Source organism: Pedobacter lithocola (genome assembly GCF_042650845.1).
Lineage (GTDB): Bacteria > Bacteroidota > Bacteroidia > Sphingobacteriales > Sphingobacteriaceae > Pedobacter > Pedobacter lithocola.
Genome location: NZ_JBHSBW010000007.1, coordinates 484,042 through 499,217, shown reverse-complemented (window position 1 = coordinate 499,217; position 15,176 = coordinate 484,042). Strand labels below are relative to the sequence as shown.

Genomic DNA, 15,176 nt, shown 5'->3' with positions numbered 1-15,176 from the left:
AACAGTTATCATAATATACACCAGGCATACGGAAAGAAAGACGCTGAGAATAACAATTATAGACTTATTCTGATGATATCGCAACTAAGATTCTAATTTTTTATATTTAGAATATTACTTTTAATAGAAAAAGCTGAATCACATTTAGAGATTCAGCTTTTTCTATGATGTAGAATTTATAAAAACTGCCTGATGTTATAAAACAGTTAAGAAATGTAGTTTTTCACTTATTGTTTTGGAGCGGCAGTTGGTGCTGGTGCTTTACCAATAAGTTCCATAAATTGATCTAACTTCGGTGTAATTATAATCTGGGTACGTCTGTTTTGAGTTTTGCCAGATGGAGTGCTATTATCGGCTATCGGATTAAATTCTCCTCTACCTCCTGCTGTTAATCTTTTAGGATCAACAGCATATTTTGTTTGCAAAACCTGTACAACTGATGATGCCCTAAGCGCACTTAAATCCCAATTGTTACGAATGTTGGTTTGAGCAATCGGAACGTTATCTGTATTACCTTCAATTAAAACATCATACGTATCGTAATCTTTAATTATTTTGGCAATTTTACTCAAGGTTTCTCCTGCCTTATCTGATACTTCATAACTTCCAGATTTATATAGCATATTATCAGCCAATGAGATATATACTACACCTTTAAGCACTTGTACATCTACATCACCAAGCTCTTCTTTACTTAACGAACGCGTTAAATTATTTGTTAACACCATATTAAGCGAATCGCTTTTGTTTTTTGCGTTTATTAATTGCTTGATATACTTATTAGAACTATTTATTTCATCAACCAATTTAGAAATATTAACGTTTCCTTGACTGCTAGAACTTAGACACTTGTTTAGTGCATCTTGTAATGCCGCGGTATTTGCTTTTTCAGATGCGATTTGTTCTTCCAAACTTTTAACTCTACTGGTTGCGCCAGTTAATTCTCGTTGGCTGTCTTGATATTTATTGCTCAGCTCTTGATTTCTTTCACGCAACTTAGCAAAGGTTGTTTGTAATTCTGTGTATTTCTTATTACTTACACAACTCGAAATCAGAATGGTAGAAAGTAATAGTAAAGGGAGTGATTTGTAAAGTTTCATAAATTTTAATTTTTAAGATTATAAATTTTGCACAATTAATTACAACAACCGATCCCTTTTGAAAATATCATGGATTTTTTAAGCTTTATTAACTTTAAATCAGCACATTAAACCTTTGTTATTTACTAATATTGCTATAGATGCAATAATTTATAATCTTTAAAAACATACTTTCACCATTTTTTATTAAAATTATTTTGAATTGGCAATAGCATCTTGATTTATCAACGCAAATGAATTATCTTGCGGCTTTTATACCTGAAACACAACCCTATTAATGATTAAGCTTTTTGTAGGCGGGCTACGACCCGACGTTAGTGAAATGGACATTGCCATGCTAATTGGTCTGTACTGCAATATTGAAACAATAAAAGTTGTTAGAGATAGAGCTACTCATAAATGTAAAGGTTACGCTTTCGTAGAAACTTCCAAATTAGAGGATGCTCAAAGAGTTATATCAGCATTAAATGGAGAATCCTTTAAAGGCAATGTATTAACGATTAAAGTATCTGAAGATGAGGCTCCTAAGGCGCCAAAGTTTAATAAATTTGCCAGTAAAAGGTCAATAAGATAATTGCTCTTTGTTTACTCTTAAATAGAATTAAGATTACTTTTAACGTGTAGATAAATTTACTTATCCTTACAATAGTTAATTTTTGTAGATATACCTAGATTGATTGTTTGTTAATGCAGGATATTAGTTTATCCTGCATTTTTTATGTATTGCCGATACATTCAAAATTGTAGTTCAGGGTATATCGAGCGAAGATGTTTTCTCAGGCACTGCAAGTTTCTCGGTTAAATAAAAAGCCCGATGAAACTTTAATGAAAAACTATCTACTTAAAGAAGAATACCAATTAATAGGATGTGACCGTAAATTAGTCCCATCGCTTTCTACGTGATATAAAATTATTGGTATGGTAAAGTCAACAAAACGCTCAACCGTTCGAGATAAAGAACCTAAAAAATCTATACTAGAAATACCTTCCTTTAGGTGTACATAGATAACTGTGGCGGTTTTAAATTCAAATCGCTCTATTTTACCAGGCCACTCTTTTTTTATTTTCTTTAGGAAAGCCGTAATTTTCTTTTCGTCTTTTATGGTATCCATTGCTTTAGGTTTGATAATTAAAATTAACCATTTTTTATCTTTTAAATTTCCTGTAACAGATAGAATACAAGAATTTTACAGATGAAAGTTGTTAAGTAATCTCAATCCAAACCGGACCGTGGTCGCTTGTTTTTTCCCAACCTCTTACATGTTTATCAACACCAGCAGCTTTGAGTCTTCCTTCCAATAAAGGGCTTAATAGAAAATGGTCTATCCTCAAACCGGCATCTCTTCCATAGGCATTTCTAAAATAATCCCAAAAGGTATAAATTAAATCTTTTGGGTAGAGTTTACGGATAGCATCAGTCCAACCCTGTTCTACTAGATTATGAAAAGCGGCTCTTACTTCCGGGCGAAATAACGCATCATCAACCCATCTTTCTGGTTTATAAACATCTAGTTCTGTTGGCATTACGTTATAATCTCCACAAAGTACAACAGGTAAATTATATTCTAAGAGTTTTGCGGCATGGGTTGTTAATCTTTCGAACCAACTCAGTTTATAATCAAGTTTTGGACCTGGTGCAGGATTACCGTTTGGTAAATACAAACAACCAATAACCACATCATCAACCATAGCTTCGAGATACCTGCTGTGTAAATCTTCCTCATCGCCAGGCAAACCTCTTCGCAGCTCTTTAATTTCTCTATCTTTTGCTAAAATGGCAACACCGTTCCAGCTTTTTTGTCCATGCCAAATCGCATTATATCCTAAGGCCTGAATTGCGGCTAAGGGAAACTTTTCATCTGGTGCTTTTAGCTCTTGTAGGCAAGCTACATCTGGTTTAGTTTCTTCCAACCAACGAAGTAATACTGGCAATCTACCATTTACGCCGTTTACATTGTAAGTAGCTATTTTCATAAAATTATGATTATAACAGGTTATTGAAAATTATTTCCAATAACCTCTTTCACGATTAAATTTGTTTAATTCAATTTCCAATCTGGCCTTTCGAAATGGCAAGTATATCCATAAGGATTTTTTTGGAGATAATCTTGATGGTCTTCCTCTGCAGTCCAGAAGTCTGTTTCAGGTACAATTTCCGTTACTATTTTACCTGGCCACTTACCTGAAGCTTCCATTTCTGCAATAAGTTCTTCAGCTGTATTACGTTGCTTATCATCCACATAAAAAATTGCAGAACGGTAAGAAGTTCCAACATCGTTTCCTTGTCTGTTTCGAGTAGTAGGATCGTGAATTTGGAAGAAATATTCTAACAAAGAACGATAAGTGATTATTTCCGGATTGAAAACGATTTCAATTCCTTCTGCATGTGTACCATGGTTTCTATAAGTTGCATTTGGAACATCGCCTCCGGTATATCCTACAACCGTAGAAATTACACCCGGCAATTGACGGATAAGTTCTTCAACTCCCCAGAAACAACCCCCAGCAAGAATGGCTTTTTCAGTATTCATATTTTGTTGATTAAATTATAAAGATACAACGAGGATGCTATACATCATGTCATAATGATTTAATTATAACAAAAACCTAAGTCAAAAGTTAGCAATAAAAGAAGAGTATAGTTTTATAATTAATCGATTTTTGAAGGTAATTTCATTTTATTCACTAACCAATCATCAGAATGAATAACTTCATTTCCATCAGTTACCAAAACATAACTATAATTAGGATATTTTTCTAGAAATTTCATCCCTTCGTCTTTTCCTAAAACCATGGTTGATGTGCTTAAACCATTTGCAATTTCTGCACTTGGCCCTACCACAGTAACGCTAATTAATCCGCTTGCTGGGTAGCCTGTTTTAGGATTGATAATGTGAGCATATCTTTTACCATTAAACTCTACAAACTTTCTATAATTTCCAGAAGTAACTATGGCTGCGTTCTCTAATGATATAGTGGCTAAGATTTTATCTTCATTAATCGGATTCGTGATGCCAACAAGCCATTTTTTTCCATTTGGTTGTTTGCCCCATGTACTCATATCACCTGATGCATTTACAATACCAGACTTAATTCCTTTGGTTAACATCATTTTTCGGCATCTATCGGTAGCATATCCCTCGCCCAATGCCCCAAAACCAATTTTCATTCCTTTGTATTTAAGGAAAATAGTAGAGCTATCCTGATTTAAAACAACATTTTGAAAACCAACCAATGCTACAGATTTTTTTATGATTTCCGCTGATGGCATTTGAGTCATAGAGCCGTCAAACTTCCAAATTTTATCCATTGCAGCAAAGCTGATATCAAAAGCGCCATCTGTTACCTTTGATAATTCTATTGCTCGCTTGGTTAATTCGAAAACTTCTTTATCAACTTTAACAGGCACGATTCCAGCATTCTGATTAACTTTTGAAATTTGAGAATCAGATTTCCAATCGGATATTAAATTTTCAATTCTCGATATTTCTGCAATTACCGAATCTATATTTTGCTCTGCTAGCTCCTTGCTTTCTGCTACAAGAGTAATATCGAACCGCCCACCCATTAATAGTGTTGTGCGTTTACGTAAAACCTGCGAATTTGACTGTAAAGCAGAAAAGAGAATAACCAGAAACAATAAATTTTTCATCGGTAAGCTTATTAACTTTAGTAGCAATCCATTAAAATTTGATTTCTAGACTGATAAAATGATAGAGGATGTTCAGTTTGTGATGCACAGATTTCATCCAAAATCACAAGAATATCCTTTTGCATTGATAATGAACCACAAATCATAATAACACCTCCACTAAGTAAATTTTGGACAACTAAATCTGCATTTGTGGCAATAAGGTGGCTAACATATTGTTTAGCTTCTGCTCTTGAATATGCAACATTTAGTTTATTCAATTTAGATTCGCGTAGCTTAACATTTAAAAATTCTTTAAATGGCTCGAACGAAGAAGTTGTTTGAAAGCCACAGTAAAGATGGCAACTAATTTTATTTTTGTTCTCATCTATCATCCCTAAAAATGGTGCAATTCCAGTACCATTAGAAATTAAAATAAGGTTAGGCGCTTTTGCAGGCAAATTGAAATGTGTATTTTTTATTATTCTGGCTTTCAATCTTTCGCCAGGCTTTAATCGATTTAAAAAGCCAGAACCTATTCCATTTTCATGGAGTTTAACACTCAATTGAATTGATTTATCTACAATCCCGATAGAATATAAACGTTCCCGATGGTCGTTAGCGGGATAAATAGCCAGCAAATCCCCAGATTTAGCTCTTGTTCTAATTCCTGGTTTAAGATTAATTAAAATTGTATCTCCTATATTAGTGTGTGATTTAACGGTAAAAGCAGTTAAGGATTTTAAATTATCTGCTTCAGCATTTGAAAACTCAGCGAAGGAAATATTTGCCTTTTGCGACCAAGATTCTTGCCATAAAAGTAAATCTGATGGCGACCTGTCATCAACAGTATGAATATCAATTAATGGTGTAGCCCAGTTTTGTGCGGATAAGAAATTATGCACATCGAAAGCAAACTTGCAAAAATCGGGATATGCTTTAGAGCCAAAACCCAAAACCGAGAAATTTACCTGTTGTATTTGAGGTTTTGCCTTAACCAATGCTATAAACTTACTTGCATTTGTTGGCGCTTCACCATCTCCATAAGTTGATGTAAATACAATTATTTGTTCTGCCTTCGGATAAAGAGCATAATTATTTAAGGAACTTAAATATGCCTTCTTGCCTTGTTTTAATAATAATTTATGAATTGAAGAGGCATAACGATGTGTAGAACCATTTTCAGAACCAGTAAGTAAAATATAAGCGCATTCATCTTTAGCATATTTATTTTTCGACCCTTTCGAAATTCTTTTCAATGTTATTGCGAAGCCCGAATAAATAAAAAAGAGAATACTTAGAGATGCAATACCTAAAATAATCGACCAAATAATGCTGGCTCTGCCAGTATGAATTTTCATACTGAAATCTGAAATCAAAACCGAAAAAGGATATTTTGTTTCAGCTAAAATTACACCAGTTACTTGATTTACCGCGATTTCTCGGTCTTTTAAGGTTAAAATAAAATAATCTTCAACATCTTCTGAAAAGGGAAACTCTATGGAATGAACACCAGCATATTTAATACTTTTAAAAACTTCAAAATCTTTTAAGTTGATTTGAGCACCCGTTTGAATTTTATCAAAATTAACCTCTACTCCTGCCTTAAATGGCTTGATAATTCCAAGTGTATTTAACGATAAATATGTTCCGCTGATTGCGATGAGTAGAATAAAAACCAAAGATAGCCGACCAATTACAGTATGATAATATTGCTTCGATTTGTCGTTTGGTATTGTAGCGAAAAACCGTTTAATTCCTCGCTGCCGTTTTATAACAAGGAAAATTCCTGAAATTGCAATCAGAATAAGCAAAAATGCAGTTATGCCAATAAATATCCGACCGGTTTCGTGTAAAAATAAAGAGCGGTGAAGCGTAGTTACCCATTGAAAAAACTCGTTTTTCTTGTCAGGTTTACCAAGTATTTTTCCGGTTTGCGGGTTGACATATGCTTTAAGATCATCACCATTTTTATCGGTGCCTTCAATTAAAACAAATTGATTGTTTTCAACAGAGATTTTGGTAAGGTCTGGATATTTATCTCGGAGCGTAGGAATAGATTGAGCAAGCGTTATTCTATCAAGATTTCCTGCAGCAAAAGGCTTCGACCTTTCTAAAACTGGCTCGAGCGATAGAATAGCCCCAGTAATGGAGGCAAGCAATAGGAAAAGAAAAGAAGATACTGCTAAAGTAAGGTGGCAGTATCTCCAAAAATTATTCATCATTAGCCTAAAAAATTAATTAGGACTAAAACGTACGTATCTAATAAAACCTGTCCCATCACTTTTTGCCGATAATGACTCAGTGGTTAATGCTATTTCAAGATCTTTAACATTATATTTTTGGTCTTCAACAGCACTTTCGAAACGCAATTTATAGCCAGTATTAATTTTGGTCTTATCAATTTCTATTACAGAAACGCCACGGTCGCCACCTGTTAAAGAAGCACCAGTAATTGCACTAATATTTGCAGGTTTTTTAGCATTAAACTTATGCCATTCTTTTAAACTATTGTACCATTTTTTATCCGAACCCAAAACATAAAGTGTTTTCTCATACTGTCCTTTTGGATTAATTAATGAAATAACCATATATGCGCCTTCGCCCATATAATTAGTCATTTGTATCATGCATTTGTATTTAGCCGTTTGCGCCGATGCCTGATTTGGTTTTAAGAATGCTAAGGTTAAAACCAGTAAAGAAATTTTAAAAATATTATTCATTTTATTATTTTAAGAAGCTTAATGAAATGTTGCCTTTCGAAAGTGATTCATTTTCACTAGCTAAATCAAAAGCACTTTCATCGAAATTAGTTTTAGGTTCTTTTTTAGCACCAATTGATAGCAAATATTTTAGCATCGCATCATCTTTAGAAATCATTGCAGCTTTATGTAACGCTGTAATTCCATCTTTATTTTTAGCATTAATATCTATCGATAAATCTTGAAACCGTTTAACCAAAGCAATATCGCCTTTGGCAACGGCTAGGTGATACAGCGTATTTCCATTTTGCTGTGGCGTTGAAATATTAAAGCCCTTATCTTGCAAAACTTTCATTTTCTGTTCAAATTCTTGTGCTTTACTTGGCGAACCGGGTGCCTGGCGACTTCCTTCCGGAGCATAAGATTGGATTAAATAATAAGCAAGGTTATTTCCATCCTTATCAACTGAATTTATGTTTGCACCTTTTGCAATAAGTAAATTAACAATTGCTGGCGAATTGCCGTTTACAGCCATTGCTGGTGCTGTTAATCCTTTCGAATTGGCTTGGTTAATGTTTTTAACTTTCGGCAACAAAATTGCAAAAACTGATGTATCGCGATTAGAAATTGCAGCGTTCATCAATACGGTATTGCCATCTGCATCTGCCTGGTTCACATCGACACCTTCTGCAATAAAATGCTTAATTAATTCTAACTGACCAGGCCGACGAACTATAGCATGCAAAACATTTCTTCCATCTTTAGTAAGCGTTGTAGGTTTTACATTTAAACTTTCTAAATATTGAAACACTTCAATTGGCGCCGGACCTCTACGTGAACCTTCTGCAGCCATTAAAATTGCACCATTATCAACCGGAACACCTTTAGCTATTAATGCTTTAAGTACTTCTACATTTCCAGATTTTGCCGCATAACCGAAAGCATTATGTCCTTCTGCATCAACACTTTTTAAACTTAATCCTTTTGACACAAAATAATCCGTAAGCTTAAAATCCTTATCATTTCCAATGGCAACCAATAATGCATTTGCACCCGAACCACTTAAATCAGTTTTTAAATTAACCCCGCGAGCAATAAATGAATCGTAGATTTTGGTATTTTGCTGTGCTGCAGATGCGGCAAACAATAATGGGCTTGTACCATGACTATCTTTCATCTTTACATCAGAACCTTTTGATATTAAGTAATCCACAATTTCGCTATTCCCTCTGCTAGCAGCCCAATGAACATAAATACGCCCATCGTGGGTTAGTTTATTTACATCATTGCCTGGTTGCGATAACAAAAATTTTATGGTTTCATTTGGAGCTTCGGCATTAATAGCCATAACTACCGGATCGAAACTAGACGGGTTAAATTGAGCAGGATTCGCACCCTTCTCTATTTCAGCTTTAACGGCATTCACATCTGGTTTGGTTTGCCAGAAAGAAGCTTCTAAAAGACTATTCTTTTGAGCTTGAACAGAAATACTAAAAAGCAGACCAATTGCGAATAATAATTTTTTCATTTTATGTAATGATGAAATTGCTTTAACTGATGTTTATTTACAATTTCAAAATTAATAAGAATTAGTCTAAATAAGAATCGTTTTACAATATTTATTTTTTTACATATTGAGATTCTGGTTTTCATCGGCAGGAAATAACGCTGAATTACCGTTACAAAAGCGCTGCAGTAATTGCTTTCCATAAATGTACATCGATAATTTATTACTGGTTTTTTGTTTTGGAAATCAACGTTCAGTATTTCATTGGAGGTTTCAGCCCTGCCAACCGCTATAGCCCTCGTAGAAAAACTCGGGGCTGCTGCTATTGTCAGGTTTATAAACATCGGTTGGTTAGGCAAGTGGGAAATATTAATAATCGTCATTTCTAGCGTAGCCGAAAAATCTTTGAATCTTAATATTTCGTTCTTTGGGGACACAGACCGAGGAACTTGTTTAGACAAAGATGAGGGAAGGGCTAAATGGTCTTTAATAGCAGCACAATTATAACATCCCTAAACCCGACTTAGTGAGATGCCGATTTTTCATCGGCAGAAACGAGGGCGGGACTGCTTTTTCAAAAGCATCACTGCCACTGCTTTCCAAAAAATATTTATCAACTCTGTGATGATTTTACAGGAGTTTTTATTTTGGAAATTATCGTCAGCATTTCATCGGGGTTTGCAGCCCTGCCAACCGCTATAGCCCTCGTAGAAAAACTCGGGGCTGCTGCTATTGTCAGGTTTATAAACATCGGTTGGTTAGGCAAGTGGGAAATATTAATAATCGTCATTTCTAGCGTAGCCGAAAAATCTTTGAATCTTAATATTTCGTTCTTTGGGGACACAAACCGAGGAACTTGTTTAGACAAAGATGAGGGAAGGGCTAAATGGTCTTTAATAGCAGCACAATTATAACATCCCTAAACCCGACTTAGTGAGATGCCGATTTTTCATCGGCAGAAACGAGGGCGGGACTGCTTTTTCAAAAGCACCACTGCCACTGCTTTCCAAAAAATATTTATCATCTCTGTGATGATTTTACAGGAGTTTTTATTTTGGAAATTATCGTCAGCATTTCATCGGGGTTTGCAGCCCTGCCAAGTGCTGTAGCCCTCGTAGAAAAACTCGGAGCTGCCGCTATTGTCAGGTTCAAAAACAGCGGTTTGTTAGGCAAGTAGGAAATATCTATAACCGTCATTTCGAACGAAGCCGACAATCTTTGTAATTTAAAAGTTTGGTCTGTGAGGACACAGACCGAAATCAAGATAATGGCATGAATTTCAATTGATTATTTATTAAACACCTACAGCAACATTGTAATTTACCTTACTTACATTTTTATAAGTATCTATATATGCTCTTGGCGACTGACCAATAATACTCTTAAAAACCCTGTTAAAATTTGTGATGCTGTTAAAACCTGATTTATAAGCTACACCAGAAATGCAATCGGCTTTTGCACCAGAGATTAAACTTTTACAAGCATCGTTAATTCTAACTTCATTTAAAAAGGATACAAATGTATGCCCGGTGTGCTTTTTAAAATAACGGCAAAATGCCTGTGGCGTCATAAACGCAGCATTTGCCACATCCTCTAAAGAAATTTGACTATTGTAATTTTCGGTTATAAAATTGATGATTTTACTTAAACGCATGCCATCATTTTCGGAAACATTAGATGAATACAAATCAGAACACAATGGCAAAACGTTTTCATTTAGGCTATGAAGACTGTTAACCAATTTTAAAAAAGTGAAAAGCACATCAGAGCCTGATGCATGATGCACATCAAACATTTTTTGTACAATCGTTTTAGTAAACTGTTCAGGAATTTTGAAACCATGTTTATTTTTTGACAAGAATAAACTAGCTGCTTTCATTTCTGGTAATCCAAATAAAGCACTTAAAATTCCACCCGAATTAAAATAAACCGAACAAGCCTTTACCGTTATCTGCTTATCATTAGAAAAATATTCGGGATTACTTTTGAATAAATGAGGCAACTTGGCACCTATCAGGAAAACATCTCCAGCCATAAAAGGATGCATATCATTACCTGCTATAAGTGTTCCTTCGCCTTTTTCGATATAGGTAATTTGCCATTCATCGTGCCTGTGCAGGTATTGATAAAAGAAAGGAAGTTCTACATGTTCAGATATAACGCTCTTGTCATCAGGGACAAGCATCGTAAAAGGTAATACTTTCATTGGACGGGATGATTTATAGGAATTCTGAAAGGAATATATAAAAATTAACCCGTAGTATGCTGCATTTAAAAAATCAAGTTAAAAAATGGTTAGAAATTGATAAAATCTTGCAAGATTGCTTATGAAATTGTTACAAAATATCAAAATTCTTACAAATAACTATTAACGTAGTTTATAAGCTTCCAGCCCAATTTCTGATTTTTCTTCTGCTATAATCTGGCTAACCAGCAAACCAGTAGCTGGTCCTAAACTTAAACCCATCATCCCATGCCCTGTTGCAACAATTAGGTTTTTTTTTTCTTTACTTCGGGCAATGTATGGTAAGCCATCTGGAGATGATGGTCGGAAGCCATACCAAATTTTATCCTGCGGCGGCAATTCGGGTTTTAAATCAGGGAAGTACTTCGGAACAGATTCTACAATCCCTTTTACCCTTTGCATATTTACACGAGTATTAATTTTATCCAATTCCATTGTGCCGCCATACCTGATGTTACCATTCATTGGCGTAATAGCAACCCTTGCTTCACACAATAATGCTGGTATTGTAATGCGATTTTTTGGCTCAGGCTCCATAAACGAATAGCCTTTGCCTGGCATTAACGATATGTTTAAGTTTATCATTTTTGCAATTGCCGGCGACCAAGAGCCACTTGCAAGAACATACTCATCAGCTTCCCAAACCTCATCGCCTGTAAAAACTTTGGTAATGCGATCTGATTCTGATTCTATTTTATCAACAGTTCTGTCGCTCATGATTTTAACACCATTTTGCTCCAGATATTGAATTAAATTTTTAATCAGTTTGCCTGGGTAAAGATGAGCATCGCAACGATAATGTACCGCACCGAGTACGTCCAATTCTAGTTCTGGTTGCAAAGCTTTACATTCCGCAGCATTTAAAACTGCCATATCTAAACCTAATTCTATGGCTCTTTTGGCTAAATGCGCTTCCTCCTCTCCCGCCTTTTCTGTTTTGTAAAAGGCAAGAATACCATTATTTGTAAGTTCAAAATCAAAATCGGGTTCACCTGATAAATCCTGATAAAGCTTTTTGCTCAATAACGATAAATCTCTAAGTGGTTCTGCTGATGCCGCAACATGCTTTACAGTTGCATGCTTCATAAATTTTAATCCCCAGTTTACCAGGTTTAAGTTTAAACTGGGGCGAACATAAAATGGGCTTTTGCTATCAAACATCCAACGGATGCCCTGACTAATCATTCCTGGAGCAGCCAAAGGAACGAAATGACTGGGTACAATCATTCCGGCGTTTCCTAAAGAACAATTGTCTACAACATTGCTTTTATCCAGTATAGTAACCTGAAATCCCTTTTTATGGAGATAATAAGCTGAACTTAAACCAACAATCCCACCACCAATAATTAAAACCTTTGCCATGTATTTTTTATTTTTTACGATTTGAATTACAATCGAATAGTATTGCTAAATAACCTGAAAACCGTAAGCATAAGGGTCATCTTCGGCATCTATTTTTATCGTATTGTAACCAAAAACCTTTGCCCATCCTTCTACACTTGGTATAATGGCTTTGATTCCATTTAAATCAACTTCATCTTCTACCCGACCTGTAAATTTGCTTCCGATAAAACTTTCGTGGATAAAATCTTCGCCCTTTTTTAGTTTGCCTTTAGCATGCCATTGCGCCATCCGTGCAGAAGTTCCTGTTCCGCAAGGCGACCTATCAATTGCTTTATCACCATAAAAAACGGCATTACGAGCAGTTGAGGTTGGGTCGATTGTTTTGCCTGTCCACAATACATGGCTGCAGCCGTTAATCGTTTCATCGAGCGGGTGCACAAAATTATATAGGTCATTAATCCGTTTCCTGATGGTCTGACTCCAGGTAATAAGTTGAGATGCCGTATAATTTTCCAATCCTGGGAAATTCTCCTGAGGATCGACAATGGCATAGAAATTTCCGCCATAAGCAACATCAAAGGTTAGCAAACCCAAATCAGGGCATTCTACCTGAAGATTTTCTGCAGCCAGATAAGAAGCTACATTCCGCAATTTTACTGATTTAACCTTTTTTCCTTCCTGCTTGTATTCAATTAAAACCAAGCCTGCAGGTGCTTCCATTCTAATTATGCATGGTACTTTTGGCTGAATCAATCCTTCTTCTATCGCTATGGTTATGGTTCCAATTGTACCATGGCCACACATAGGCAAGCAACCACTAGTTTCGATAAATAAAACTGCAACATCGTTGGCTGGGTCGTGCGGCGGGTAAAGAATACTTCCCGACATCATATCATGCCCACGAGGTTCGAACATTAAGCCTGTTCTTATCCAATCAAACTCCTTTAAAAAGTGTTGACGCTTTTCACTCATGTTGGCGCCGATTAATTGCGGTCCGCCCCCAGCTACCAACCTAACCGGATTGCCACAAGTATGCGCATCAACGCAGAAAAAAGTCTTACTCATCTTTAGTTAATTTTTGGTCAACTGTTCTAAAAATATGTAATGGATTACCATTTTTTAATTCATCGGGTAATAAATCCTGATGCCAATCTTGATAAGCAAGCGGACGAACAAAACGATAAACAGCTGTGGAACCTACAGAGGTAAAACGGCTATCATTTGTTGCCGGAAAAGGACCACCATGTTGCATTGCAGCACAAACCTCTACGCCTGTTGGCACACCATTCAAAATTATTCGTCCGGTTTTATCTGTGAGTGTATTTATAAGCGATGAATAGCTTTTTAATTCTTCACTTTCAGCCATAAGTGTTGCCGTAAGCTGACCATCCAACACAGCTATTGCGGCTTCTAACTCACCTAAGTTTTTTGCAATAACCAACAATGAATAGGGTCCGAAAATTTCCTCTCTATATTTTGGATTAGCGATAAAATCTTCTGCCTTAATTTGTGCAACCAAAGCCTGAGATTGGTTTTGCAAATCTTTATCTTTTAAGTTAGAGATACCTAAAATCGAAGTGGTATCATCAATGATAATTTCAGCAGCAAGTTCGTTATAATTATGCGCAATGCCTTCTGTAAGCATTGTTGCAGATGGAATTAACGAAATGGCTTCAGATAATGCTTTTTTAAATGTTTCAAGTGCAGGAGATGCTATCGCCAGCATTAAGCCTGGGTTTGTACAAAACTGACCTGCACCTTGTGTAATGGATGCAGCATATTTTTTTGCTAAAGTTTCAGCTTGCGTTTCTAAAGCTTTGGGAAGGAAAATCACAGGATTAATACTACCCATTTCTGCAAACACCGGAATAGGAATTGATCTTTGTTCTGCAAGTTTAACCAATGCCATGCCACCTTTAAAAGAACCTGTAAAAGTTACAGCCTTTGTAAGCGGATGCTTAACCAGAGCCGAACCAATTTCAAATCCATTATCATAAAGTAAAGAAAACACACCTTTCGGCATACCTGTTTTTTCTACGGCAGCCATAATTGCTTCTGCAACCAATGCGCTTGTACCATAATGTGCAGGGTGTGCCTTTACAATTACCGGGCAACCCGAAGCCAATGCAGAAGCTGTATCGCCACCTGCAACAGAAAATGCCAAAGGAAAATTACTCGCACCGAAAACGACAACAGGCCCTAGCGGGATAAGCATTCTTCTTATATCCGGTTTAGGTAGTGGTTGTCTATCTGGCTGTGCAGTATCAATTATTGCATTAACCCACGAACCTTCAGCCACTAAATTTGCAAATAAACGCAATTGCCCGGTTGTACGCCCAACTTCTCCTTGTATACGTGCTGTAGGCAAACCACTTTCTGCAGATGCTCTTTTTACCAAATCCTCAGTTATTGCCGAAATTTCATCAGCAATTGTATTTAAAAATTTAACCTTAACATCTTTATTAATGGATCTATAAATCGCAAAAGCGTCTGTAGCAGCTACTAAAGCTTCATCAACCAGTTGCTCATTAGCCTTGTCAAAATCACCATCTATTACCTGTCCCGACGAAGGATTTACAGCATTTAATTTCAGCTCGTTTGTATCTACAAAGGTTGCTGCTACGATATTTTTTCCGTTCATATTGTT

The 15,176-nt window shown here is 35.9% G+C and carries 14 protein-coding genes; 2 read left to right on the top strand and 12 right to left on the bottom strand.

From position 1 onward, the window contains the following. Window positions 1-227 precede the first annotated feature (227 nt). Window positions 228-1,100 (bottom strand): OmpA/MotB family protein, encoded by an 873-nt coding sequence (locus tag ACFOWA_RS04465; RefSeq protein WP_378982193.1) that lies wholly within the window; start codon window positions 1,098-1,100, stop codon window positions 228-230. 277 nt (window positions 1,101-1,377) lie between these two features. Between ACFOWA_RS04465 and ACFOWA_RS04460 the strand changes: the two genes are divergently transcribed. Beyond that, window positions 1,378-1,674 (top strand): RNA recognition motif domain-containing protein, encoded by a 297-nt coding sequence (locus ACFOWA_RS04460; RefSeq protein WP_378982191.1) that lies wholly within the window; start codon window positions 1,378-1,380, stop codon window positions 1,672-1,674. Window positions 1,675-1,933: 259 nt separating this feature from the next. Here the strand turns inward: ACFOWA_RS04460 and ACFOWA_RS04455 are convergent, their stop codons facing one another. The 7 genes from ACFOWA_RS04455 to ACFOWA_RS04425 all read right to left on the bottom strand — a co-directional run bounded on the left by ACFOWA_RS04455 (window position 1,934) and on the right by ACFOWA_RS04425 (window position 8,961). Beyond that, window positions 1,934-2,212 (bottom strand): hypothetical protein, encoded by a 279-nt coding sequence (locus tag ACFOWA_RS04455; protein WP_378982189.1) that lies wholly within the window; start codon window positions 2,210-2,212, stop codon window positions 1,934-1,936. A 91-nt stretch (window positions 2,213-2,303) separates the two neighbouring features. Continuing rightward, window positions 2,304-3,074 (bottom strand): exodeoxyribonuclease III, encoded by a 771-nt coding sequence (xth, locus tag ACFOWA_RS04450; RefSeq protein WP_378982187.1) that lies wholly within the window; start codon window positions 3,072-3,074, stop codon window positions 2,304-2,306. 65 nt (window positions 3,075-3,139) lie between these two features. Then, window positions 3,140-3,631, bottom strand: coding sequence for a peptide-methionine (S)-S-oxide reductase MsrA (msrA, locus tag ACFOWA_RS04445; RefSeq protein WP_378982185.1), 492 nt, complete (start codon window positions 3,629-3,631; stop codon window positions 3,140-3,142). A gap of 119 nt (window positions 3,632-3,750) precedes the next feature. Next, a complete protein-coding gene (locus tag ACFOWA_RS04440) occupies window positions 3,751-4,752 on the bottom strand; it encodes an FAD:protein FMN transferase (protein ID WP_378982183.1) in 1,002 nt (333 codons plus the stop codon). A gap of 17 nt (window positions 4,753-4,769) precedes the next feature. Beyond that, window positions 4,770-6,956 (bottom strand): PepSY domain-containing protein, encoded by a 2,187-nt coding sequence (locus tag ACFOWA_RS04435; RefSeq protein ID WP_378982181.1) that lies wholly within the window; start codon window positions 6,954-6,956, stop codon window positions 4,770-4,772. Between the two features lie 12 nt (window positions 6,957-6,968). Further along, window positions 6,969-7,454: a DUF2271 domain-containing protein gene (locus ACFOWA_RS04430; protein ID WP_378982179.1), complete on the bottom strand. Its 486-nt coding sequence runs from the start codon at window positions 7,452-7,454 to the stop codon at window positions 6,969-6,971. A gap of 4 nt (window positions 7,455-7,458) precedes the next feature. Next, the gene (locus tag ACFOWA_RS04425) at window positions 7,459-8,961 is read right to left on the bottom strand and encodes an ankyrin repeat domain-containing protein (RefSeq protein ID WP_378982177.1); all 1,503 of its coding nucleotides are present in this window, start codon (window positions 8,959-8,961) and stop codon (window positions 7,459-7,461) included. Between the two features lie 626 nt (window positions 8,962-9,587). Here ACFOWA_RS04425 and ACFOWA_RS04420 point away from each other — a divergent pair. Further along, the gene (locus tag ACFOWA_RS04420; protein WP_378982175.1) at window positions 9,588-9,854 is read left to right on the top strand and encodes a hypothetical protein; all 267 of its coding nucleotides are present in this window, start codon (window positions 9,588-9,590) and stop codon (window positions 9,852-9,854) included. 380 nt (window positions 9,855-10,234) lie between these two features. Here the strand turns inward: ACFOWA_RS04420 and ACFOWA_RS04415 are convergent, their stop codons facing one another. The 4 genes from ACFOWA_RS04415 to ACFOWA_RS04400 all read right to left on the bottom strand — a co-directional run bounded on the left by ACFOWA_RS04415 (window position 10,235) and on the right by ACFOWA_RS04400 (window position 15,170). After that, window positions 10,235-11,146 carry an AraC family transcriptional regulator gene (locus ACFOWA_RS04415; RefSeq protein WP_378982173.1) on the bottom strand — a complete coding sequence of 304 codons (912 nt, stop codon included), beginning with the start codon at window positions 11,144-11,146 and terminating at the stop codon, window positions 10,235-10,237. Between the two features lie 162 nt (window positions 11,147-11,308). Beyond that, window positions 11,309-12,547, bottom strand: coding sequence for an NAD(P)/FAD-dependent oxidoreductase (locus ACFOWA_RS04410; RefSeq protein WP_378982171.1), 1,239 nt, complete (start codon window positions 12,545-12,547; stop codon window positions 11,309-11,311). Between the two features lie 45 nt (window positions 12,548-12,592). Next, window positions 12,593-13,594 carry a 4-hydroxyproline epimerase gene (locus tag ACFOWA_RS04405; protein ID WP_378982169.1) on the bottom strand — a complete coding sequence of 334 codons (1,002 nt, stop codon included), beginning with the start codon at window positions 13,592-13,594 and terminating at the stop codon, window positions 12,593-12,595. Continuing rightward, window positions 13,587-15,170: an aldehyde dehydrogenase (NADP(+)) gene (locus ACFOWA_RS04400; RefSeq protein ID WP_378982167.1), complete on the bottom strand. Its 1,584-nt coding sequence runs from the start codon at window positions 15,168-15,170 to the stop codon at window positions 13,587-13,589. The genes ACFOWA_RS04405 and ACFOWA_RS04400 overlap by 8 nt, the downstream gene beginning before the upstream one ends. Window positions 15,171-15,176: the final 6 nt, after the last annotated feature.